Origin of the sequence: Phenylobacterium sp. (assembly GCF_035309685.1) — a bacterium.
Lineage (GTDB): Bacteria > Pseudomonadota > Alphaproteobacteria > Caulobacterales > Caulobacteraceae > Phenylobacterium.
Genome location: NZ_DATGEX010000045.1, coordinates 1 through 21,173, shown reverse-complemented (window position 1 = coordinate 21,173; position 21,173 = coordinate 1). Strand labels below are relative to the sequence as shown.

The following is a 21,173-nucleotide window of genomic DNA, read 5'->3' as shown; positions in this document are numbered from 1 at the left end:
CTCCCGGTCGCGGTCGGCTTCAAAGCGTTCGCGCTCGAGGCGCGTGTCGCTGTCGGGCCGCTCGTCCTCGGAGGGATCGGCGCGGTCGTCCAGGTCATCGCGCTCGGCCAGCGCCTCGCCCGCCGCCATCGCCGGCGCGCGCGACAGGCGCAGTTCCAGCGCGATGGCCACCCGCACCGAGAAGAAGCAGCGGTCGAACAGCCGGAAATACTCCAACATGCTCGCGCTATCCTTCGCCCGCTCCGCCTCCTGGCCAAAGGCCAAGCCCAGCCGATAGGCGCATTCGGTCAATTCCGAGAGCCTGGCGCAACGGGGATCGGTGGCGGTCATTGAGAACAAAGATAGAACATCAAGCCAAGACTGTCAAGAAACGGCGGATATTAGGAAGGGCTCGGGCCGTCGCTGAACGTCGAGATGAAGATGCATTTCGGCGCGGTTCCGTTCCTCGTGGTTCGATCCGAACCACAGAATCCGTGGGGTCTGGTCCTCTAGTCCTCGGATGGCATGAAGCTTGGCCTTTCTTGACAGGGGCGCCGACGCTCTACAACCTCAGCGAGAGCAGGGGGAGAGTCACACTTGAACGGACCAATTCGATGGCTCGCGCTGGCGGCCACGGTAAGCCTCGCGACCGCACCGGCGGCGGCATCGGCGCAAGACCGCGGGGCAGCCCCGGTGATCGCTTACACAACCCAAAAGGAAAGCGCGGGCTTCGTGCTGCGCAGGGGCTCGACGGCCATTCTGAGCATCTCTGTTATCGGCCTGGGCGCCCTTGTCGCTGACGGCGCGCATCTGGTCAGCGAGGAGCATCTGGTCGATCCTTCGGCCGCCCTGGCTCACGATGTGGCCGCCCACGTCGCAGAGCGTGTCTCGGGGACGCTTGCGCCAGCGCCTGTGGAGATTTCCACGCAGAGACCGAAGGAAATCGCCGCAGCGGCCGCGGCGGCCGCGAGCGGGCGCCTGGTTGTGAATGCCCGAACGATCGGTTGGGGAACCTTCGCCTACCACCTTCACGGCATCTACTTTAGCTACACGGAGCTTTTGCAGGTGATCGATGGCCCCACCGGCGCCGTCCTCGTCTCAGACTATTGCAGTTGGCCGAAGGCGGATCCGAACCCCGTCTCCACCGACGACCTCCTCGCCGACCACGCTAAGGAGCTTCGGCGGCGGATCGACGAAGGGACGAAGGCCTGCCTCACCGAGTTTCTCGCCAAGGTCGACAGCTCGAAAGCTCTAGTCCCCGGCTAGGGCCTAACCGCCCGATCCTGACTCTCGCAAGGTCCGCTTTTGGGCCGGTGACCAAAGACCGCTTTCGACCCATTGCTGACTTAGACCCGCCAGGGCTTTATTGGGACCAAGCGGGGGGGCTTAGACATGCGGACGGCGCTTCAGCGGCTTGGCTTGGGTGCCTCTGCCCTAATTGCGGCCACCGGCTCGGGCCTCGGGGCACAAGCCGACGTGCAGCGCGCGAGTGCAGCGCCGTCTGAGGATTCGGTATTTTACTTGCCGGTACCTAATGATGGAGGGGCTGCGCTTGCCCCCGGAGAGCAGCCCAAGGTCGTTTGGGTTCGGTGCTTGGCGACGGCCGATCATCATCTCGCCGCCTGCGCAATTGAGGATGCCACGGGTCTTTCCGAAAGGAGCCGGGCTCGTGTCCTCGATTGGGCGGCAAGGCAGCCGCCCTGGACAAAGCTCAACGCCGCGCCGGGCGAGGCCGTGCGCCTGCGGGTCTCGACTGGACTCATTCCGGTGCCTCCGGTGTCGCGCCCGTTCAGCACGGTCGGCAGGTGCGCTTGGAAGGCCCTTAGCCCGCAGGACCAGGCTGCCATGGTCGCCGCCTACACCGGGGCGACGGCAGAATCGCCCATCGGTCGTGCGGAGCTGCTGCAAGCTCAGGTGCGGGATCGGCGGGATTTGCAGGAGGCCTTATCGAAATGCGACAGCGACAAGGAGCGGCATTCCACTGAGTTTCTCACCGCTGTTTTCATGCACCTGCTCAGTGAAGTGGCGGCCGTGAAGCTCAGGGACAACAATCTCCCGCCAGAGAAGCTGGACAAGGCCTTGGAAGAAACGCCCCCGTTCCGCGATTGGCTGAGGAAACTCGCATTGGCGATGTTCTACGACGGTCCCACCCCGACCGCATGGGACTGGACTGAGATTTACAAAAAGCTCGGCATCTTCGAGCGTGCCAATGATCTTTATCCCCGGACCTATGTGGTCGACTACTACTCAGGCCGTGCGATCGAAGCCCATGCCATCGAGCGGGTCGCAAACGCGAAGCCCTCAGAAGCTGCTTCGCATTGATGTTGCGCGGGCGCGCGATGCCCGCTTTCCACCCGATCCGGACATCCGGGATGTCCGCTGTCGGGAAGGGTGCCAAAGACTGCTTTCGACCCAAAGCCGACCTTGCCTGAGCCAAGCTGGGCTGCGACGCTGTCGCAATGACCGACCAACCAAAAAGCCGCGCTGAAGTCATCGCAGCTATTGCTGCGTTGGCGTCTGTCGCGTTCGCCACTGGCGCATCAGCAGGCCCACCGATCTGGGAATCTTACCCCCATCTGAATTGCCGTGGTGAGATCGTTGCCATGTGCTCGGCCGAGACGAAGGCCTGTTCAGCGACCTCTAGCAAAGCGAGCTTCTCGATCAACTTCGAAGGCCACACGGTGACCTACCGCACGGGTGATGGCGAGGAGGTCGAACGAATCATCGCGCAGAACAGGCTGTCAGATTCAGGGGTGGTGATCTCCGACGCGATCAGCTTAAGCAGCAATCGCTTGATTAGGTTCTATCCCGTCGCCGATGGCGCAGCGCCCATCCGGGCCCTGATGGTGGGGACAACATTCAGTTTTAATGCGGATGTGACGACGCTCACCTGCACCGCACACTAGCCGGGCCTCTAGCTCGCTAAAACACTTAACCTCAGACCGCCAATGTCCGCTAACCCCCCATAGCGGACGTTCGGAGTGTCCGCTTCGGGTGCGACGTCTTGTGCGCCACGCCGCAAATTGGGGGACAGGATCACTTCCCCTTGGTGATCTACTAGCCGAGCGCCGCCGCCTTCAGCTGCGGGAAGACCTTGCCGACCTTGTCCAGCAGGTAGTCGCCGTAGGTCCCCTCGAACTCGTGGACGGAGGCCCGGTCCCAGCGCTCGGCCTTGTCGGCGTCGCGCAGCGCCCTGTCGGTGGCGACGGCGGGGAGGGGGCGCATGGGCGCCATGAAGTCCGGATCGAAGAACAGCGGGAAGGAGAGGCGGTCGTGGCCGCTGACGTTGCGGACCCGGTGCGGCGTCGACTTGAAGCGACCGCCGGTCAGCCGCTCCAGCATGTCGCCGATGTTGCAGACGAGCGCGCCCTCGATGGGCGGCGCCTCGATCCAGCCCGAGGGCGCCTTCACCTGCAGGCCGCCGTGGCGGTCCTGGGCCAGCAGGGTGAGCAGGCCATAGTCGGTATGCTCGCCGACGCCCCAGGACTGGCTCCAGTCGACGCCGGGCGCGCCGCTGGCCGGATAGTGGAAGATGCGGAACAGCACGGTGGGCTGTGCGGTATAGGCGCGGGCGAAATACTGGGCGTCGAGGCCGAGGCTGAGCGAGACGCCCTCCATCAAGAGGGCCGCGGCCCGCGTGGCGCGGTCCATATAGGCGCTGGCCGCCGCCTTCAGGCCGGACGGCTCGGCGGGCCAGAGGTTCGCGCCGTGCATGGGCACGCCAGCCCGCACCCGCGGGTGATCCGCGTCCAGTTCGGCGCCGAGGTAGAGGCCTTCCTTCAGGTCCGGGCGGCCGGAGGTCAGTTCGCCGCCCACCGGGAAATAGCCGCGCCAGGCCTTGCCGCCGCGCGCCATGGAGATCGCCATCTTCGTCTCCAGCGGCAGGGCGAAGAACCGGCGGCTCTGCGCCTCCAGGGCGTCCAGCACGTCGGGGCCGATGCCGTGGCCCACCAGGTAGAAGAAGCCGTGGGCGCGGCAGGCCTGCGCGATCTCTTCGGCGACCCTCGCCCGGCCGGCGGCGTTCGCGGGCTCGGCCAGGGCGGTCATGTCGATGATCGGCAGGCGTTCGGTCACAAGAGGCCGCAGGCGCTCCGTCACAACAGGCCGCCCTCCGGCGCCGGCCGGGCGCGCTGGTTGTAGAGCAGCTTGCGCCGCCGGGCCTGTTCCTCAGGCGAGACGGTGGCGGGGTCTTCCGGCGGCCCGGCGGTGACCGCCATGCCTTTCTCGACGGCGGGCCGCGCCGACAGCTCCTCGAACCAGCGCTTGAAGTATTTGAACTCGTCCAGGTCGATGCCTTGGAGTTTCCAGCTGGCGGTCCAGGGATAGCAGATCATGTCGGCGATCGTGTACTCGGCGCCGGCCAGATAGCGGCGGTCGAAGAGCCGGTTGTTGAGCACCCCGTACATCCGGTGCACCTCGTCGTTGAACCGCCGGTTGGCGTAGGACTGGTCGCCCTGGTCCGGCGGGACGCGGGAGAAGTGGCCGCGCTCGCCGGTCTTGGGGCCCTGGTTGGCCATCTGCCACATCACCCACTGAACGACGTCGTACTTGGTCCGGGTGTCCTGCGGCCAGAAGCGGCCTTCCTTCTCGGCGAGGTACAGCATGATCGCGCCGGACTCGAAGACGCTGACCGGCTCGCCGCCGCCGGTGGGCTCTGTGTCGACGAGCGCCGGCATGCGGTTGTTGGGGCTGATCTTCAGCGAGGCCTCGGTGAACTGGTCGCCGCGGCCGATGTTCATAGGCACGATCTCGTAGGGGACGGAGAGCTCCTCCAGCAGGATGGTGACCTTCTTGCCGTTCGGCGTGGGCCAATAGTGGAGCTGATACATGGGTGAGGGGCCTTTTAAGTCGCGTGAGCGGCAGACCCTAGCGCCCCATGCCGCACCGGCAAGCCGACAAGAGCTGAAGACCGCGCCAGGGCGGCTGAGGGTGGGGCTTTGGCCGCGGCCGCGCTTGTCAGGGTGGGTCTTTTGGCGTTCAACCCGCGCGCGGTCCGGCATGGCGCTTGGGCCCGCAGGCATGGCGTAGCGACACGTGGACGAATTCGATTTCAGCCGGCTGGATGGACCCCGGACCGAGGGCGCGGACAAGGCGAAGGAGACCCTTGCCGTGTTCCAGATGGGTCTCGACCGGCACAGGTCGGGCGACCTGCGCAGCGCCGCCTCGATCTATGAGGAGGTCCTGCGCCGCGATCCGAGCAACGCCGAGGCGCTGCACCTGCTGGGTCTGGTCGCCTATCAGTCGGGCCAGCCGGCGCCGGCGATCGATTTCATGTCGCAGGCCATCGCACTGAAGCCGCAGGCCGCGGCGATGTACGGCAACCGTGGGCTGGCGTTCGCCGCCGCCGGGCGGCAAGACGAGGCGCTCGCCGACTACGACAAGGCGATCGCCCTGCAGCCGCAGCTCGCAGAGCCGCACCACAACCGCGGCGGCGCCCTGCAGGCGCTTGGCCGCCAGGAAGACGCGATCGCCAGCTACGACCGCGCTCTGCAGCTCAATCCCAAGAACGCCGGCGCGCTTAACGACCGGGGCGCTTCGCTGCGCGCGCTTGGGCGCCGCGATGACGCGCTGGCCGACTATGACGCCGCGCTGGCGCTCGACGCCAAGAACGTCGCCGCCTGGTACAACCGCGGCGGAACCCTGCGCGACCTGGGCCGGGTGGACGAAGCGGTCGAGAGCTACGGCCAGGCCATCGCCCTGAACCCCGAGCTCGCCATCGCCCACCACAACCGCGCGCTCTGCCGGCTGCAGCTGGGCGACTATCTGGGCGGCTTCGAGGAATATGAGTGGCGCAAGCGCTGCCCGACCTTCGACGATCCGCGCTATGGCCTGGAGCGGCCTTGGGCGGGCGAGCCGCTGGCGGGCAAGTCGCTGTTCGTGTTCCCGGAGCTCTACCAGGGCGACGTGATCCAGTTCGCGCGCTTTGTGCTCGCCGCGGAGCAGGCGGGGGCGAAGGTGACGCTGGCGGCGCCCAAGGCGATGCACGCTCTGCTGCAGACGATGAGCCCATCGGTCGAACTGATCGACGAGGACCAGACCGCCGAGCGCTATGACCACCAGGCCCCGCTGCTCAGCCTGCCGCACGGCTTCGCGACGGCGCTGGAGAGCTTGCCGAACGCGCCCTACCTGCGCGCGGACCCGGCCCGCGTCGCCCATTGGCGCGAGGCGATCGGGCCGAAGGGCTTCAAGGTCGGCGTGGTCTGGCAGGGCAGCACCTTGCCCTATGCGCTCCCGCTGCAGCGCTCGTTCCCGCTGGCCGCGCTCAAGGGTCTGGCCGCCCTGCCGGACGTGCGCCTGATCAGCCTGCAGAAGGTCAACGGCCTGGAGCAACTCAAGAGCCTGCCGAAGGGCATGGCGGTGGAGGACCTGGGCAAGGGCTTCGATCCGGGGCCGGACGCCTTCGTCGACACCGCCGCGGCCATGAGCTGCTGCGACCTGGTGATCACGCCCGACACCAGCGTCGCCCACCTGGCCGGCGCGCTCGGCGTCACCCACTGGCTAGCCCTGCCGGCGGTCTCCGATTGGCGCTGGATGAGCGGCCGCGAGGACAGCCCCTGGTATCCGCACACGCGTATCTTCCGCCAAGCCACGCCGGGCGACTGGACGGGCGTGTTCGCGGACATGAAGACGGCGCTGAAGGGGCTGCAATGAGAGCCCGACGTGTTCCGGCGGTGGAGCGGGCCGCGCCGGCCTGCTAGACACCGGCTCCCGGACGGGTGGCCGAGTGGTTTAAGGCAGCGGTCTTGAAAACCGCCGTGGGTGCAAGCCCACCGTGGGTTCGAATCCCACCCCGTCCGCCGTCTGGCGTTGGGCCCATTGTCAAGGTTGCGCCTAGCGTCCACCCTTGGCCGACATGCTGAAACAGCTGGTCAAATCATTTTGGATTGGGCTGCGCCGAAGGTGGTGGGGCGGGTTGAGCAACGCCTTTGGCGCGGTCGGTGCGATCTGGACCTTGACTGAGTTGACCATCGGCTCTTTCCCGGCCGCGAAGACGTTCCTTGAGACCCATGGCACCGACTACATTTGGCTGATGGTATCGGTGTCGATGCCGGTCTTCGTGGGTTATGTCTTCGAGACCCGCTCGGTAAGTTTCAAGCTCCCGACGACGGACACCAGAATTACGCTCAAATACGCTGATCTTTTTGCGCAAGACGCCAATATCCTCATAGGCGTGAACGAGTTCTTCGACGGCGCGCTGGGGCAGGCGGTTTCGCCTTCGTCCCTGCACGGCCAGTTTATTGCTCGAAACTATCAGGGGAGCGAAGCGGCCTTTCGCTTGGATGTCGATGCCGCCCTCGTGAATGCTCCGAACACAGCTACGGTGCGCACGAACGGTCCTACCCACAGTTATCCAATCGGCACCACCGCTGTGCTCCGAACTGGCGCGCGACGGACTTTCCTTGTCGCGATGGCGAAGACCGACGTCCTCACTCTGAAAGCTTCCTCCACGGTTCCGCTTTTGTGGGACGCGCTGCGGGCGGGACTGCTCTCTGTCCACAACAATGGTGGCGGCGAACCTCTCGCGCTACCGCTGATCGGAAATGCCCAGGCCAGCATCAACATCGAGCCACAGCATCTCCTGAGATTGATTACTCTGGCTCTTGTAGATTTTGGTCGGAGCACCCAACTCCCAAAGCAAGTCGCAATCGTGCTTCATAACAGCTGCTTCGAACAGCTGGACATTCGTGAGATTGCTAGGGATTGGAAGCGGCGCTGATGGCCTATCGCAATGGAACTTACATCGCGTTTCATGCCGAGGGGAAGACTGACCCCACCGCTTCAGATATCAAATATTATCGCACGCTCAAGATGTGGCACGAGAACGATGGCACCGACTTCAGATTCGTGAACAGCCATGAAAAGGTTTCGGCTGTTCGCGACACAAGTCAAGCGGCCACAATCAAGCGCAGCCTCAGAGAACGACTAGATAATTCCAAGAACATGGTGCTGATCATCGGCCCCACGACCAAGAATGACACCGACTTTGTACCCTACGAAATCGGCTACGCCGTGGATACTTGTGGCATCCCGATCATCGCCACTTACACGTCCACCGGATACGACATCATTCGCGACCCGAAGGCTCTATCCGGCTGGTGGCCTTCGGCCCTAGCCATGCGCATTGCCAACGGCACCGCCAGTGTCATCCACATTCCGTTCAAGCAGAAGGTGATCGACAACGCGATCGGGCAGTTCAGTCATAACAACCTTCCGTTGGGCGGCGGGCTAGGTATCTATGGTGACGCTGCCTATCGACAATTCGGCCTGCTCTAACGGCGCCGAACTCGCCAACGCCAGTCACACCCACGGCAGCTTCCGCTCCGGCCCCCAGATCCAGCCGTCGGCGATGTAGTAGCCGGTGCGGGCGTCGGCGGCGCCGTCGGGGCCGAGGATCCAGCCGGCGGTGATCCAATAGCCCGTGGTCATGTCGGCGGCGCCGTCCGGGCCCCAGATCCAGTTGTTGTCGATCCAGTACTTGCCGTTCTGTTCGGGGAGCTCGCTGAAGATCCACCGGTCTTGAATCCAACCCGCAGCGACCGTCATGGGCTATTTCGCGACCTCGTTGATCTGCGCCTTGGCGCGGGACGCCGGCACGACGGGGATATCGGCGTCGGCGAGCGGCTGCATCCAGTTTTTGCGGGCCATGGCGGCGGCGATGTAGGGGGCGAGCTCGGCGGCCTTCTTCGCCTCGCGTTCGGCGGCCTCGGCCTTGAAGGCCGGCATGACCTCGGCGGCGAAAAGCTCAAGCGATTCACAGATGTGGGCGTGTTTGTTGCGGCCGGCCTGCTGTAGGAAGATCACCTGGTCGACGCCGGCGTCGCGGAAAGCCGCGATGTGCTCGCGGATATCGTCGGGCGTGCCGATGCCGTTGGCGTTGCGCTGGGCGGCCTTGGTCGCGGCGATGATCTCGTCGTCGCTGCGGGCGCGGGAGGCCTGGAAGTCGGCGAACAGGGTCGAGCGGCCGGGGAGGGCGTCGTGGGCGACGAGCGCATTCACCGCATAGCTGAAGAACTCGAAGCCCTCCTGGCCCCGCCGGATCGCCTCGGCGCGGTCGTGATGCACGGAGAAGTTGGAGACCATGGCGAGGTTGGCGTTCACCGCATGGCCGATGGGGACGCAGGCGTCGGACTTGATGATGCCGTAGTAGATCTCGGCCCAGGCCTTGGCCTCCTCCGGATCGACGAAGGAGAAGGCCAGCGCGCCGACCCCGATGGAGGCGGCGACCTTGATGGTGTCGCGGTTGGTGCAGGCCATCCACATGGGCGGATGCGGCTTCTGCACGGGCTTGGGCATCACGTTGCGGCAGGGGAAGGAGAAGCCGGCGCCCTCGAACCCCGGATAGGGGTCCATCACCAGCATGTTGGCGATCTGCTCGGCGGCCTCAAGCGCCAGGGCGCGCTTCTCCTTGGCCGGGATCTTGAAGCCGCCCAGCTCAAGGCGGGTGGCGCCTTCGCCGATGCCGAAATCGAGACGGCCTTTCGAGATGATGTCGAGCGTCGCCAGGCCCTCGGCGGTGCGGGCCGGGTGATTGTAGTTGGGGATCACCTGGCGGATGCCGTGGCCGACGCGGATGGTTCTGGTCAGCGCCGCGCAGGCCGCCAGGAACACCTCCGGCGCCGAGGAGTGGGAATATTCCTCCAGGAAGTGATGCTCGACCTCCCAGGCGTAGTCGTAGCCCAGCCGGTCGGCCAGCACGACCTGCTCCAGGGCGTCGTGGAACAGCCGCGCCTCGTCGCCCTCGTTCCAGGGCTTGGGCAGCTGGTGCTCGTAGAAGATCCCGAACCGCATCCCTGATCCCCCTCGCTCGCTGGCGCCAGCCAGACGGCGACATTGAACCACGAAATACACGAAATACACGAAAGGGCAGGCGACTGACCCGCGCACGGGGGCGTCGGCAAATGGCGTCTTTCGTGTATTTCGTGTCTTTCGTGGTCTGAAGATAACTGAGCCTCCGCTGGCGCGGAGGCTCGACGACGACACCCGATTAACCCTGGCGAAAGCAGCGGCTGGCATTCTGCACGCCGCAGCAAATCGAGGATCGCGATGACGCGCGTCGGCCAAGGGATCTGGGGAGTTCGGGCAGGGCGGTTGGCCCTGGTCCTGGTGGCGGGCGCCTCGCTGGCGGCCTGTTCGACGCTGACCACGCCGCAATACGCGATCCAAGGCGCTGGGCAGGCTGGCGGTCATGGCTCGACGGTGCGGCCGCCCGCGGACCCCAGCGCGCACGGCACCAACGCGCCCTATCAGGTCGGCGGCATCTGGTACGTGCCGCACGAGCAGCCACGCTATGACGAGACCGGAATCGCCTCCTGGTACGGCGACGCCTTCAACATGAAGGCCACCGCCAATGGCGAAATCTTCGACATGAACCAGTTCTCGGCGGCGCACACGACGCTGCCGCTGCCCTCGATGGTGGAGGTGACCAACCTCGACAACGGCCGCAAGCTGGTGGTTCGCGTGAACGACCGCGGGCCCTTCGTCGGCGGACGGATCATCGACCTCAGCCATGCCGCTGCGGCCGAGCTCGGTTACGACCGCGCCGGCGTGGCGCACGTGCGGGTGAAGTATGTCGGCCCAGCCCCGCTGGCCGGCCCCGAGGCCGGGGTGCGCTACGCCAAGGCCGCGCCGCCGGCCAATTCCGCGGCGCCGGCCTATGCGCCGCCGCTGCAGGCGGCGTCCTATGGTTCTGGAAGGATGACGGCCCACCGCCCCGCGGATGAGGAGATATTTGGCCAGGCCGCGCCATCGGCCGTGGCGGTCGACTCGGCGGTCGCCGCCGCCCCGCTCGTCGCCAAGCCGAAGCCGGTCGAGACGGCCGCGCTGACGCCCCTGCCGGCCGCCCCGCGCGCCTCACGCGATCCCTTCATCAGCGACGTTGTGGCGCGGCGGGTGCAGCCGGTCGCCCAGAGAGCCATCCTTGAGGCCGCCTCCGGACAGCCGTCGCCGGTTTCGGCCTCACCTGTGGTCCCGAGCCCCGCCTTGGCCGCAACCCAGACGCCGCCCGCAAAAGGCTACAGCATCCAGGCCGGCGCCTTCAGCGATCAGACGAACGCCAAGCGCGCCGCGGCCCAGCTGGCGTCCGCCGGCACGGTCAAGGTCGAGCCCTTCGAGCGCAGCGGCGTGACTATGTACCGGGTCTACCTCGCGGGCGTTTCGGACGAGGCCGAGGCCCATGAGGTGCGCGACAAGGTGGCCGCCATCGGCTTCGCCGACGCGCGCGTCGTGAGGCCCTAGACTTCCCCTAGACTTCCTCCCCTGGACATCCTCTGCGAACCGGCCATTTTGCGCCGGTGTCAGCAGGCAGATTCATCACCTTCGAGGGCGGCGAGGGGGCCGGGAAATCCACCCAGCTCAAGCGCCTCGCCGCGCGCCTGCAGGCGGCTGGCCGCGAGGTCGTGTCGACCCGCGAACCGGGCGGCTCGCCGGGCGCCGAGAGCATCCGTGAACTGGTGCTGAAAGGGAACGCCGACCGCTGGAGCCCGGTCACCGAGACGCTTCTGATGTACGCCGCGCGGCGCGACCACGTGGAGCGGGTGATCCGCCCGGCGCTGGCGCGCGGCGCGTGGGTGGTCTGCGACCGCTTCGCCGATTCCACACGGGCCTATCAGGGCGCGGCGGGCGGAACCGACCCGGCGCTGATCGCGGCGATGGAGACCTATATCCTGGAGGAGACGCGGCCGGACCTGACGCTGATCTTCGACCTGCCGGTCGAGATGGGGCTGGAGCGGGCGCATGCGCGGGCCGGCAGCGAGATGCGCTTCGAGTCCAAGGGCCAGGCCTTCCATGAACGGCTGCGCGAGGGGTTCCTGGCCATCGCCAGGGCCGAGCCGGAACGCTGCGCGGTGATCGACGCGACCGGCGACCTGGACGCCGTCGAGGCGCGGGTCTGGGCCGCGGTCGGCGAGCGCCTGGCGGTCCATGGCTGAGATGCATCATCCGCGCGAGGTGTTCGACCTCACCGGCCACGAAGCCGCCGAGACGGCCTTCGAGGCGACGCGGGCGCGGGGCCGGCTGCACCACGCCTGGCTGCTGACCGGCCCGGAGGGCGTCGGCAAGGCGACCTTCGCCTATCGCGCGGCCCGCCGGCTGCTGGGCGCGCCGGCCGAGGCGGCCTATGGCGTCCTGGGCGCGAGCCCCGACCATCCGGTCAGCCGCCAGATCATCGCCCGCTCGCATCCCGACCTCTTCGTGCTGGAGCGGATCGACGAGAACGGCAAGGTGCGCAAGGTGATCCCGGTGGACGAGGCCCGGGCGCTGTCGGAGTTCTTCTCCAAGTCGCCGGCCAGCGCGCCGCATCGCGTGGCGATCATCGACGCCGCCGACGACCTCAACGTCAACGCCGCCAACGCCATCCTGAAGACGCTCGAGGAGCCGCCGCCGCATGGGGTCCTCCTGATGGTCAGCCATTCGCCGGGCCGGCTGTTGCCGACCATCCGTTCGCGCTGCCGCCGGCTCGCCTTCGCGCCGCTCGCCATCGAGGCCGCCGCCGCCTTCGTGCGCGAGCGGGAGGACGTCAGCGTCGAGGATTCGCTTAGGCTCGCGACCATGGCCGTGGGCGCGCCCGGCGGCGCCTGGGCGCTGGCGCACGCCAACGCCATCGCCATGGATGACGCAGCCCGCGGCCTGCTGGAGAGCCTGCCGAAGGTCGACGAGGCCATGGCGCTCTCGCTCACCGACCGGTTCCGCGGGGCTGAGGGCCAGGCGCAGTTCAACCTGCTGTTCGACCGGCTGGCCGAGCGGGTGCATGGATTCGCGGTCGAGCGGGCCGGGCAGGGGATCGGCGGCCTCGACCGCTGGGCGGCGGCCTGGGAGACCCTCACGCGCCTGCCGCGCGAGGTGGAGGCGCTGAACCTCGACCGCAGCGACGCTCTCTTCACCGCGCTCGCGGAGTTGCGCCAGGCGGCCCGGGCGGCCTAGACGAACCGATGCTGATCGACAGCCATGTGAACCTGCACGCGCCGCAGTTCGACGACGACCGCGAGGCGGTGATCGAACGCGCCCGGGCCGCCGGCGTCGGCCTGATGGTCAATATCTGCGACCGGGTCGCCAACTTCCAGAAGGTGCGCGCCGTCGCCGAGGCGCCGGACATCTGGGCGACGGTCGGCACCCATCCGCACGAGGCCAAGGACGATCCTGACCTTACCGCGGCGCGGCTGGTCGAGCTGGCCGCCGATCCGCGCGTGGTCGGCATCGGCGAGTGCGGCCTCGACTTCCACTACGATCTCAGCCCCCGCGACATCCAGGCGCGCGTGTTCCGGGCCCATGTCGCCGCGGCGCGCCAGACCGGCCTGCCGCTGGTGGTCCACACCCGCGAGGCGGATGAGGTGATGGGCGCGATCCTGGAAGAGGAATATGCCGCCGGCCCGTTCCGTATCCTGATGCACTGCTACACCTCGGGCGCCGAGCTGGCGGCGCGGGCGGCGGCGCTGGGCGCCTGGTTTTCGGTGTCGGGGATCGCGACCTTCAAGGCCGCCGAGGATGTCCGCGCGGTGATCCGCGACATGCCGGCCGAGCGGATCATCGTCGAGACCGACTGCCCGTACCTGGCGCCCGTGCCCTATCGCGGACGGCGCAACGAACCGGCCTACATTCCGCACGTCCTGGCCAAGCTGGCCGAGATCCGCGGCTGGTCGCTGGAGGAGGCGGAGGCGCGGACCGAAGACGCCTTCTTCGCGGTGTTCGACCGGATCCCGCGAGCATGAGCGGGCTGGAGTTCACGATCCTCGGCTGCGGCTCCTCCGGCGGCGTGCCGCGGGCGGACGGCGACTGGGGCGATTGCGACCCGTTGGAGCCCAAGAACCTGCGCTCGCGCTGTTCCCTCCTCGTCCGCAGATCGGGGGAGGGCGCTGAGCACGAGACCACCCTGATCGTCGACACCTCGCCGGACCTGCGGCTGCAGACGGCGAACGCGGGCGCCAAGCGGCTGGACGCCATCCTGCTGACCCACGACCACGCCGACCAGGTGCACGGGATCGACGACGTCCGCGCCTTCTTCATCCGCCAGCGGGCGAAGATCGCCTGCCACATGGACGGCGCCACCGACGCCTCGATGATGCGGCGCTTTGGCTACATCTTCGAGGGCGAAGGCGGCTATCCGGCGATCTGCGAGCGGCGGACGATCCCGGCGCACGGCGTGGCCTGGCAGGTCGACGGACCGTCGGGGCCGATTCCGGTCGTGACCTTCGACCAGGACCACGGCGGCGTGCGCTCGGTGGGCTACCGGTTCGGCGGCGTGGCCTATTCCAGCGACGTGGTGAACCTGGACGAGACGGCGTTCGCGGCGCTTAGCGGCCTGGACGTGTGGATCGTCGATGCCCTCCGATACAGGCCGCATCCGACGCACGCGCACCTGGAGCGGACGCTGGAGTGGATCGCGCGGCTCAAGCCCAGGCGGGCGATCCTGACCAATCTGCACATCGACCTGGACTATGCGACGCTGAAGGCGGAGCTGCCGGCGGGCGTCGAGCCGGCCCACGACGGCTTGCGGTTTTCACATGAACTGAGCGGCGAATTATCGTGATTAATAAGCCGCTTAAGATCGGTTTCCTCGCGTCCGCCAATGGGTCGAGCGCCCGCGCCATTGTCGCCGCGATCGAAGCCGGCCAGCTGGACGCACAAGCGCGCCTGCTGGTCAGCAACAACCGGTCGGCCGCCGCCCTGGCGTTCGCCGCCGAGGCCGGCGTGCCGGCGCTGTGCATTCCAACCCAGGCCGATCCGGAGGCCGCCGACGCGCGCTTGGCGCAGGAAATGGCGGCGCATGACGTCGAGCTAATCGTCCTGTCGGGCTATTTGCGGCAGCTGGGACCGAAAACCCTGGGGCGCTATGTGGGCCGCGTCCTCAACATCCACCCAGGCCCGCTGCCGGCGTTCGGAGGTCATGGCATGTACGGCCGGCGCGTCCACGAGGCGGTGATCGAGGCCGGCGTGGCGCAGAGCGGCGTCTGCATCCATCTGGTGGACGAAGAATACGATCGTGGCCCGGTGCTGGCGCGGCGCGGCGTGCCGGTGGCGCACGGCGATACGGCGGAGACGCTGGAAGCGCGGGTCACGGCGCTGGAGCCGGAATTCTACGTGGAGACGCTGCGGCGGATCGCCGAGGGCGCGATCATCCTCGCCTGAGCGGCGGCCATTATTTCCGATAATCTTCCTTAGGCGAGGAATTGATACCTTGAGTATGGGCTCCCCCCGGCGCTAACCTCCCTTCTGGGCCCGCAATCGATAGCGATGGCCGGCCAGGCGCTGTCCCGACGTTCCGGAGCCGGCATGAAGGACGTTCTGCTCGTCGCTCTGGCGATCCTGGCGCTCGGCGCCGCCGCCCAGGCGCAGCCCAAGCCGGCGCCTGCCGCAGCCCCGTCGGATCCCGCCGCGGCGGTCAGCGAGACCGAGGAACTCACCGTCACCGCGCAAGCCACCTGCCTGGAGCCCAAGCCGGACAATTTCTCGCCCCGGCCCAAGGTCCTCAGCACCTTCCCGGCCAACGGCGCGGTGGTGCGGCCGGGCGTCCTGGTGCTGCGCATCACCTTCGACCAGCCGATGAGCTGCAAGGGCTTCTTCACCGGCATCCCGAAGCTGAGGAATCCCTGCCCGCTGGAGCATCAGCACTGGTTGCTCAGCTTCGACCGCAGGACCATCCGCACCACCTGCCGCGCCGAGGGCGTGGCCAGCTATGGCGTGGGCGTCAGCGACAATCCGGACGCCACCTTCCTGAGCCTCGCCGGGCGGCCGCTGGAGCCCTACGAGTTCCGCTTCACCACCTCGGCGGCGCCCGACGTGCTGACGCCGAGCGAGTCGCTGGGCGAGGACCCGGCCAATCCGCCGCCGAAGCCGGAGTTCGTCCCGCTGGAGTTGCAGACGGCGCACGTCCGGAAGTAGCTGCCGCCGGCTGCGGCGATGGCTTGCGCCGCCGCCGGGGAAGCCTACCTTTAGAGCGAGGGCAAATGAACGAGAGGTGGTCACCATGCGAACCCTGACTCTTGCCGCGGCCGCCCTGCTGGTCAGCGCCCCCGTTTTTGCCGCGACCGGCGCGCTGGCCGCGCCCGCTTCCGTCAGCGTCACCGTCGGCCCGGAGCTGCAGCTCAAGGGCGAGAAGACGCTGGGCATGCGCGACCTGAACGACCTGGCCAAAACCCTGCAGAGCGACGTCGAAAGGCGGCTCGCCAAAACCGGCGCCTATGACGGCGCACGGATCGAGCTGATCCTGGTCGACGCCCAGCCCAACCGCCCGACCTTCAAGCAGCTCAGCGACTCGCCCGGGCTTTCGCTGCGCAGCTTCGGCATCGGCGGCGCCAAGATCGAGGGCCGCGCGGTGGCCGCCGACGGCGCGGTGACGCCGCTCAGCTACGACTACTACGCCCCGGACATCCGCTGGGCGCGCGGCGAGGCCACCTGGTCGGACGCCGAGCAGACCTTCGAACAGTTCGCCGCCCAGCTGGGCCGCGGCAAGGCCGTCGCCAGCCGCTGACGCGGTCCGGCTGACCGGCTTGCCAGCCTCTCTTGCGTGATTGGGCGACGCGCGGTCTGATCGCCGCATGACCCGCCCTGCCCCGCCTGAGACCCTGGCGCCCCTCGACCGGCTGCTGGAGATCATGGCCCGGCTGCGCGACCCTGCCGACGGCTGCCCGTGGGACCTGGAACAGACCTTCGCCACCGTCGCGCCCTATACCGTCGAGGAGGCCTATGAGGTCGCCGACGCCATCGAGCGGAACGACCTGGCCGACCTGAAGGACGAGCTGGGCGATCTGCTGTTTCAGGTGGTGTTTCACGCGCGCATGGCCGAAGAGCGCGGCGCCTTCGCCTTCGACGACGTGGCGCGCGCCATCAACGACAAGATGGTGCGTCGCCATCCGCATGTCTTCGCGGAAGAAACCTACGCCTCGCTGGCCCATCAGAAGGCCGGCTGGGAAGAGCTGAAGGCGGCCGAGCGGCAGCAGAAGGGCAAGGGCGGCCCGGCCAGCCTGCTGGACGACATCCCAGTGGGCCTCCCCGCCCTCACCCGCGCCGTGAAACTCTCCAAGCGCGCCGCCAAGGTCGGCTTCGTCTGGCCCGACATCAGCCATGTGGTCGACAAGCTGGACGAGGAGCTGGGCGAGCTGAAGGCCGAGATCGCCGCCGGCGATTTCGAGAAGGCCCGCCAGGAGATGGGCGACGTGCTGTTCGTGGTGGCGAACCTGGCGCGGACCCTCGAGGTCGACCCGGAGGATTCGCTGCGCTTCACCAACGCCAAGTTCGTTCGGCGCTTCCGGTACGTCGAAGCGCGCCTGGCCGAGCGCGGCAGGACGCCGGAGCAGTCAGACCTCGCCGAGATGGACGCGCTCTGGGACGAGGCGAAGGCGGCGGAGCGGGCGAAGGCCGCGGAATGACTTCGCCCGCGGAGCGCTTCGGGGCCTTGGTCAGCGCGCTGCTCGACGAGCCGGGCGTCACCCTCTCGGAAAGCCGCGGGTTTTCCCGCGATGCGCTGATGGTCGGCGGCAAGCTGTTTGCCGCTGTGCGGGGCGAGGTCCTGCTGTTGAAGCTCCCGGCCGAGCGCGTGGCGGCCCTGATCGCATCGGGCGACGGCGCGCCCTTCGACGCCAACAAGGGCAAGCCGATGAAGGAATGGATGCTGGCCAGAATGAGCGCCGATTGGGACGCTCTGGCGCGCGAGGCGGCCGCGTTCGTCGGTCGCTAGTGGCCACGCACCTCGGCGCCCGGGAACTGCTGCTCGAACTGGCCGAGCGCCTGGGGCGAGAGGCTGACGGCCAGGCGGACCGAGCCGTCCTTGCCGTCGTGGCGGTCCAGCACGCGGCCGTGGCGGTAGAGCCAGGCGATGGCGGCGCCCTCGCCCATCGGCGTGAAAACGTCCACCGGCGGCGCCTCGTCCACCAGGGCGGCGATGGCGTCGAGCAGGCGGTCGCAGCCCTCGCCGGTCACCGCCGAGAGCGGAATCGCCGGCGGATGGGCGCGGCGCGCGTCGCCCTCGACGATCTCGCGGTCGTCGGCGGGGAGCAGGTCGAGCTTGTTCCAGACCTCCAGGATGGCGCGGTCTTCCAGATCGACGCCCAGCTTGGCGAGCACCTCGCGGACGTCGCCGGCCTGGGCGGCGCTCTCGGCGCTGGCGATGTCGCGGACGTGCAGCACGACGTCGGCCTCCTTCACCTCCTCCAGGGTGGCGCGAAAGGCCTCGACCAGCTCGTGCGGCAGGTCCGAGATGAAGCCCACGGTGTCGGACATGATCGCCGGCCGCCCGTCGGGCAGCTTCAGCATCCGCAGCGTCGGGTCCAGCGTGGCGAACAGCATGTCCTGCGCCACCACCTCGGCCTTGGTCAGGCGGTTGAACAGCGTCGACTTGCCGGCGTTGGTGTAGCCGACCAGCGCCACCGTCGGGTACGGATGCCGCTTGCGGGCCGAGCGTTGCAGGGTGCGGGTGCGGCGCACCTCCTGCAGCTCCAGCTTCAGCTTGCGGATCTTGTCGGCGATCAGCCGCCGGTCGGTCTCGATCTGGGTTTCGCCGGGGCCGCCCATGACGCCATAGCCGCCGCGCTGCCGCTCCAGGTGGGTCCAGGTGCGGACCAGGCGCGAGCGTTCGTAGGACAGCCGCGCCAGTTCGACCTGCAGCCGGCCCTCGCGCGTGCGGGCGCGGCGGGCGAAGATTTCCAGGATCAGGCCGGTGCGGTCGATGACCTTGCAGTTCCAGGCCTTTTCCAGGTTCCGCTGCTGCACCGGCGTCAGCGCGTCGTCGACGATGGCGACGTCGGCTTCGATCAACTCGATCGTGCCGCCGATCTCGGCGACCTTGCCCTTGCCGAACAGGGTGGCCGGGGTCAGCTGGCGCAGGTGCGCGACCAGGGTCTCGCGGACCTCAAGGTCCAGCGCCAGGGCCAGGCCGACGGCCTCTTCCAGGCGCGCCTCAGCGGCCCGCGAAGCGCCTCGCCCCTCGCGGTCGGGATGGATGACGATGGCGCCCTGCACCGGCGCCTGACGATCTACGGACTTGGAGGAGCTCAATCGGCCTCGTCTTCGCCCGGCTCATAGAGCTGCACGGGTTGCGCGGGCATGATGGTGGAAATGGCGTGCTTGTAGACGAGCTGGGATTGCCCGTCGCGGCGGAGCAGCACGCAGAAATTGTCGAACCAGCTCACCACGCCCTGCAGCTTGACGCCATTGACCAGGAAGATGGTGAGCGGCGTCTTCGACTTGCGCACGCTGTTCAGGAACGTGTCCTGCAGGTTCTGTTTCTTCTCACTCATGGCTTTTCGCCCTTTTTTTGGATCGGGCGGCCAAAGCGCCGCCCACACACGAAAGTTAGCTAGAACGCCTTTTGCGACAGGCGCAACCGCAGGCCGCCCCTCAGATGGCGCTGGCCTTCGCCTGCTCGATATAGAGACGCCGAAGCCTCGCCGCCACCGGACCGACCTTTCCGTCGCCGATCGGCTTGCCGTCGACGCTGACCACCGGCAGCACCAGGGAGCCCGCGCCGGTGATGAAGGCCTCCTTGGCGGCGAGCGCCTCGGCCGGCGTGAACGGCCGCTCATCGACCTGCAGCCCGTTCTCGCGGATCACGTCCAGCAGGGTGTAGCGGGTGACGCCGCGCAGGATGTTGGCGTTGGTGTCGCGGGTCCGCAGGCGCCCGTCGCCGTCGACGATCCAGGCGTTGGAGGACGCGCCTTCGGTGACAAAGCCCAACTCGTCGACGAACCAGGCCTCGACCGCGCCGGCGGCCCGCGCCTTCTGCTTGGCCAGCACATTGGGGAGCAGGCCCACGGTCTTGATGTCGCAGCGGCCCCAGCGGTTCTCCGGCGTGGTGACGACCCCGACGCCCCTGGCCGCGCGCGCGTCGGACTGGGCGCGGTCGACGCGGCTGACGGTGATGACCACCGCTGGGCGGACCGCCGGATTGGGGAAGGCGTGGTCGCGGGGCGCGACGCCGCGCGTCACCTGCAGATAGACCAGGCCTTCGGTGACGCGGTTGCGGCGCACAGTCTCCTTGAGCACCATGGTCAGCGCCGCGCGGCTCATCGGCATCTCGATGGAAAGCTCGCCCAGGCTGCGTTCCAGCCGCGCGAAATGGCCCTCCGGATCGGCGAGCTTGCCGCCGAACAGCGCCCAAACCTCATAGACGCCATCGGCCAGCTGGTAGCCGCGGTCCTCGATGTGGACCGTGGCGTCGGCGTGCGGCGTGAAGCGGCCGTTGACGTAGGCGATGCGGCCCATCCTACTTCGCTCCCCGCGTGAGCTTCGAAGGACTCATCAGGCGACGTCTTCTTCCAGCACCCTCGCGCCCGAGAGCCCCAGGGACTTCAGCTTGCGGTGCAGGGCCGAGCGCTCCATGCCGATGAAGGCGGCGGTGCGCGAGATGTTGCCGGAGAAGCGCAGCATCTGGGCGTTGAGGTACTCCCGCTCGAACACCTCGCGGGCCTCGCGCAGCGGCAGGGCGATCATCCGCTCGGCGCCCAGGCTGGTGGCCTGATCGGTGACCATCGCCTCGGCCGGCAGCATGTTGGCGGTGATCGGGTCGGAGGGCGCGCCGGACGCCAGGATCAGCATCCGTTCCACGTTGTTGCGCAACTGGCGCAGGTTCCCCGGCCACTGGCGGACCTGCAGGGTCGCCAGCGCATCGTCGGCCAGGCGGCGGCGCGGCATGCCGGTCGCCTCGCTGATCCGCTCGATGAAATATTCCACCAGCTCCGGGATGTCCTCGCGCCGCTCGCTGAGGCCGGGAACGTTCACCGGCACCACGTTGAGGCGATGGAACAGGTCCTCGCGGAACCGCCCGGCGGCGATCTCCTCGCGCAGGTCGCGGGAGGTGGACGAGACCACGCGCACGTCGACGTGGACGTCGCTGTCGCCGCCAACCCGGCGGAAGCTCTGGTCGACCAGGACCCGCAGGATGCGCCCCTGGGTCTCGCGCGGCATGTCGGCGACCTCGTCCAGGTAGAGCGTGCCGGCGTGGGCGCGCTCGAAGACGCCGATCTTGGCGGTGCGGCCGTCGTCGCCCTCCTGGCCGAACAGCTCGACGTCCATGCGCTCGGGCGTCATGCCGGCGGCGCTGATCGGCACGAATTCGTTGCGCGCGCGGCTCGACGCCGCGTGGATCAGCCGGGCCACGGTCTCCTTGCCCGATCCCGGCGGGCCGCTGATCAGCACCCGGCTGTTGGCGCCGGCCAGCTTGACGATCATCTGGCGCAGCTGCTGGGCGGCCATCGACTTGCCGGTCA

Annotated in this window: 25 protein-coding genes and 1 tRNA gene; 17 read left to right on the top strand and 9 right to left on the bottom strand. The window is 68.0% G+C overall.

Translation table 11 applies throughout. The features are described from left to right. Positions 1-219, bottom strand: a 219-nt coding sequence (locus VKQ35_RS14795) for a hypothetical protein (RefSeq protein ID WP_324362918.1), incomplete at its 3' end; no start/stop codon positions are given. Positions 220-576: 357 nt separating this feature from the next. Between VKQ35_RS14795 and VKQ35_RS14790 the strand changes: the two genes are divergently transcribed. The 3 genes from VKQ35_RS14790 to VKQ35_RS14780 all read left to right on the top strand — a co-directional run bounded on the left by VKQ35_RS14790 (position 577) and on the right by VKQ35_RS14780 (position 2,885). After that, positions 577-1,245 carry a hypothetical protein gene (locus VKQ35_RS14790; RefSeq protein ID WP_324362916.1) on the top strand — a complete coding sequence of 223 codons (669 nt, stop codon included), beginning with the start codon at positions 577-579 and terminating at the stop codon, positions 1,243-1,245. Between the two features lie 327 nt (positions 1,246-1,572). Next, a complete protein-coding gene (locus tag VKQ35_RS14785) occupies positions 1,573-2,301 on the top strand; it encodes a hypothetical protein (RefSeq protein WP_324362914.1) in 729 nt (242 codons plus the stop codon). A gap of 137 nt (positions 2,302-2,438) precedes the next feature. After that, positions 2,439-2,885: a hypothetical protein gene (locus VKQ35_RS14780; protein WP_324362912.1), complete on the top strand. Its 447-nt coding sequence runs from the start codon at positions 2,439-2,441 to the stop codon at positions 2,883-2,885. Positions 2,886-3,036: 151 nt separating this feature from the next. On the opposite strand, the gene VKQ35_RS14775 is transcribed toward VKQ35_RS14780, so the two are convergent. Together VKQ35_RS14775 and VKQ35_RS14770 are read right to left on the bottom strand one after the other, a co-directional pair. Next, positions 3,037-4,053, bottom strand: coding sequence for an isopenicillin N synthase family dioxygenase (locus VKQ35_RS14775; protein ID WP_324362910.1), 1,017 nt, complete (start codon positions 4,051-4,053; stop codon positions 3,037-3,039). 20 nt (positions 4,054-4,073) lie between these two features. Further along, positions 4,074-4,808: a glutathione S-transferase N-terminal domain-containing protein gene (locus VKQ35_RS14770; RefSeq protein WP_324362908.1), complete on the bottom strand. Its 735-nt coding sequence runs from the start codon at positions 4,806-4,808 to the stop codon at positions 4,074-4,076. A gap of 205 nt (positions 4,809-5,013) precedes the next feature. On the opposite strand from VKQ35_RS14770, the gene VKQ35_RS14765 reads away from it, so the two are divergent. From VKQ35_RS14765 to VKQ35_RS14750, 4 genes are all read left to right on the top strand, one after another. After that, complete coding sequence (locus VKQ35_RS14765) at positions 5,014-6,630, top strand: tetratricopeptide repeat-containing glycosyltransferase family protein (protein WP_324362907.1); 1,617 nt, start codon at positions 5,014-5,016, stop codon at positions 6,628-6,630. A 59-nt stretch (positions 6,631-6,689) separates the two neighbouring features. Beyond that, positions 6,690-6,776, top strand: a tRNA-Ser gene (locus tag VKQ35_RS14760). Positions 6,777-6,832: 56 nt separating this feature from the next. After that, positions 6,833-7,696, top strand: coding sequence for a macro domain-containing protein (locus tag VKQ35_RS14755; protein WP_324362919.1), 864 nt, complete (start codon positions 6,833-6,835; stop codon positions 7,694-7,696). Further along, positions 7,696-8,253: a TIR domain-containing protein gene (locus VKQ35_RS14750; protein WP_324362905.1), complete on the top strand. Its 558-nt coding sequence runs from the start codon at positions 7,696-7,698 to the stop codon at positions 8,251-8,253. The genes VKQ35_RS14755 and VKQ35_RS14750 overlap by 1 nt, the downstream gene beginning before the upstream one ends. Before the next feature lie 24 nt (positions 8,254-8,277). On the opposite strand, the gene VKQ35_RS14745 is transcribed toward VKQ35_RS14750, so the two are convergent. Both VKQ35_RS14745 and VKQ35_RS14740 read right to left on the bottom strand, forming a co-directional pair. Further along, positions 8,278-8,523: a hypothetical protein gene (locus VKQ35_RS14745; protein WP_324362903.1), complete on the bottom strand. Its 246-nt coding sequence runs from the start codon at positions 8,521-8,523 to the stop codon at positions 8,278-8,280. Positions 8,524-8,526: 3 nt separating this feature from the next. After that, positions 8,527-9,768 carry an LLM class flavin-dependent oxidoreductase gene (locus tag VKQ35_RS14740; protein WP_324362901.1) on the bottom strand — a complete coding sequence of 414 codons (1,242 nt, stop codon included), beginning with the start codon at positions 9,766-9,768 and terminating at the stop codon, positions 8,527-8,529. A 300-nt stretch (positions 9,769-10,068) separates the two neighbouring features. Here VKQ35_RS14740 and VKQ35_RS14735 point away from each other — a divergent pair, with 300 nt between their 5' ends. The 10 genes from VKQ35_RS14735 to VKQ35_RS14690 all read left to right on the top strand — a co-directional run bounded on the left by VKQ35_RS14735 (position 10,069) and on the right by VKQ35_RS14690 (position 17,647). Continuing rightward, entirely contained in the window at positions 10,069-11,214 is a 1,146-nt protein-coding gene (locus VKQ35_RS14735; protein ID WP_324362899.1) for a septal ring lytic transglycosylase RlpA family protein, read from the top strand. A 56-nt stretch (positions 11,215-11,270) separates the two neighbouring features. Next, positions 11,271-11,906: a dTMP kinase gene (gene tmk / locus VKQ35_RS14730; protein WP_324362897.1), complete on the top strand. Its 636-nt coding sequence runs from the start codon at positions 11,271-11,273 to the stop codon at positions 11,904-11,906. Next, positions 11,899-12,897, top strand: coding sequence for a DNA polymerase III subunit delta' (locus VKQ35_RS14725; protein WP_324362895.1), 999 nt, complete (start codon positions 11,899-11,901; stop codon positions 12,895-12,897). The genes tmk and VKQ35_RS14725 overlap by 8 nt, the downstream gene beginning before the upstream one ends. 8 nt (positions 12,898-12,905) lie before the next feature. Then, on the top strand, positions 12,906-13,682 hold the full coding sequence (locus tag VKQ35_RS14720) for a TatD family hydrolase (protein WP_324362893.1): 777 nt from the start codon (positions 12,906-12,908) through the stop codon (positions 13,680-13,682). Continuing rightward, entirely contained in the window at positions 13,679-14,500 is an 822-nt protein-coding gene (locus VKQ35_RS14715; RefSeq protein WP_324362892.1) for an MBL fold metallo-hydrolase, read from the top strand. The genes VKQ35_RS14720 and VKQ35_RS14715 overlap by 4 nt, the downstream gene beginning before the upstream one ends. Next, positions 14,497-15,099 carry a phosphoribosylglycinamide formyltransferase gene (locus VKQ35_RS14710; protein WP_324362891.1) on the top strand — a complete coding sequence of 201 codons (603 nt, stop codon included), beginning with the start codon at positions 14,497-14,499 and terminating at the stop codon, positions 15,097-15,099. The genes VKQ35_RS14715 and VKQ35_RS14710 overlap by 4 nt, the downstream gene beginning before the upstream one ends. A gap of 144 nt (positions 15,100-15,243) precedes the next feature. After that, a complete protein-coding gene (locus tag VKQ35_RS14705) occupies positions 15,244-15,852 on the top strand; it encodes a hypothetical protein (RefSeq protein ID WP_324362890.1) in 609 nt (202 codons plus the stop codon). Positions 15,853-15,937: 85 nt separating this feature from the next. After that, the gene (locus VKQ35_RS14700; protein WP_324362887.1) at positions 15,938-16,441 is read left to right on the top strand and encodes a hypothetical protein; all 504 of its coding nucleotides are present in this window, start codon (positions 15,938-15,940) and stop codon (positions 16,439-16,441) included. Between the two features lie 67 nt (positions 16,442-16,508). After that, on the top strand, positions 16,509-17,339 hold the full coding sequence (mazG, locus tag VKQ35_RS14695; protein ID WP_324362886.1) for a nucleoside triphosphate pyrophosphohydrolase: 831 nt from the start codon (positions 16,509-16,511) through the stop codon (positions 17,337-17,339). Further along, positions 17,336-17,647: a hypothetical protein gene (locus tag VKQ35_RS14690; RefSeq protein ID WP_324362884.1), complete on the top strand. Its 312-nt coding sequence runs from the start codon at positions 17,336-17,338 to the stop codon at positions 17,645-17,647. The genes mazG and VKQ35_RS14690 overlap by 4 nt, the downstream gene beginning before the upstream one ends. Here VKQ35_RS14690 and hflX read toward each other — a convergent pair. From hflX to VKQ35_RS14670, 4 genes are all read right to left on the bottom strand, one after another. Then, positions 17,644-18,963: a GTPase HflX gene (gene hflX, locus VKQ35_RS14685; RefSeq protein WP_324362882.1), complete on the bottom strand. Its 1,320-nt coding sequence runs from the start codon at positions 18,961-18,963 to the stop codon at positions 17,644-17,646. The two genes, VKQ35_RS14690 and hflX, sit on opposite strands and share 4 nt — an antisense overlap. After that, positions 18,960-19,205: an RNA chaperone Hfq gene (hfq, locus tag VKQ35_RS14680; RefSeq protein WP_324362880.1), complete on the bottom strand. Its 246-nt coding sequence runs from the start codon at positions 19,203-19,205 to the stop codon at positions 18,960-18,962. The genes hflX and hfq overlap by 4 nt, the downstream gene beginning before the upstream one ends. 100 nt (positions 19,206-19,305) lie before the next feature. Continuing rightward, complete coding sequence (locus tag VKQ35_RS14675; RefSeq protein ID WP_324362878.1) at positions 19,306-20,169, bottom strand: D-amino-acid transaminase; 864 nt, start codon at positions 20,167-20,169, stop codon at positions 19,306-19,308. 36 nt (positions 20,170-20,205) lie between these two features. Then, positions 20,206-21,173 (bottom strand): sigma-54 dependent transcriptional regulator (locus VKQ35_RS14670; protein WP_324362876.1); only part of this gene is annotated, 968 nt, incomplete at its 5' end.

Coding starts and splice junctions, on each gene's coding strand:
- VKQ35_RS14770 (WP_324362908.1), bottom strand. CDS start 4,808: ATGTATCAGCTCCACTATTGGCCCACGCCGAACGGCAAGAAGGTCACC.
- hfq (WP_324362880.1), bottom strand. CDS start 19,205: ATGAGTGAGAAGAAACAGAACCTGCAGGACACGTTCCTGAACAGCGTG.
- VKQ35_RS14690 (WP_324362884.1), top strand. CDS start 17,336: ATGACTTCGCCCGCGGAGCGCTTCGGGGCCTTGGTCAGCGCGCTGCTC.
- VKQ35_RS14745 (WP_324362903.1), bottom strand. CDS start 8,523: ATGACGGTCGCTGCGGGTTGGATTCAAGACCGGTGGATCTTCAGCGAG.
- VKQ35_RS14705 (WP_324362890.1), top strand. CDS start 15,244: ATGAAGGACGTTCTGCTCGTCGCTCTGGCGATCCTGGCGCTCGGCGCC.
- VKQ35_RS14740 (WP_324362901.1), bottom strand. CDS start 9,768: ATGCGGTTCGGGATCTTCTACGAGCACCAGCTGCCCAAGCCCTGGAAC.
- VKQ35_RS14715 (WP_324362892.1), top strand. CDS start 13,679: ATGAGCGGGCTGGAGTTCACGATCCTCGGCTGCGGCTCCTCCGGCGGC.
- mazG (WP_324362886.1), top strand. CDS start 16,509: ATGACCCGCCCTGCCCCGCCTGAGACCCTGGCGCCCCTCGACCGGCTG.
- VKQ35_RS14675 (WP_324362878.1), bottom strand. CDS start 20,169: ATGGGCCGCATCGCCTACGTCAACGGCCGCTTCACGCCGCACGCCGAC.
- VKQ35_RS14750 (WP_324362905.1), top strand. CDS start 7,696: ATGGCCTATCGCAATGGAACTTACATCGCGTTTCATGCCGAGGGGAAG.
- VKQ35_RS14725 (WP_324362895.1), top strand. CDS start 11,899: ATGGCTGAGATGCATCATCCGCGCGAGGTGTTCGACCTCACCGGCCAC.
- VKQ35_RS14755 (WP_324362919.1), top strand. CDS start 6,833: ATGCTGAAACAGCTGGTCAAATCATTTTGGATTGGGCTGCGCCGAAGG.
- VKQ35_RS14720 (WP_324362893.1), top strand. CDS start 12,906: ATGCTGATCGACAGCCATGTGAACCTGCACGCGCCGCAGTTCGACGAC.
- VKQ35_RS14780 (WP_324362912.1), top strand. CDS start 2,439: ATGACCGACCAACCAAAAAGCCGCGCTGAAGTCATCGCAGCTATTGCT.
- VKQ35_RS14700 (WP_324362887.1), top strand. CDS start 15,938: ATGCGAACCCTGACTCTTGCCGCGGCCGCCCTGCTGGTCAGCGCCCCC.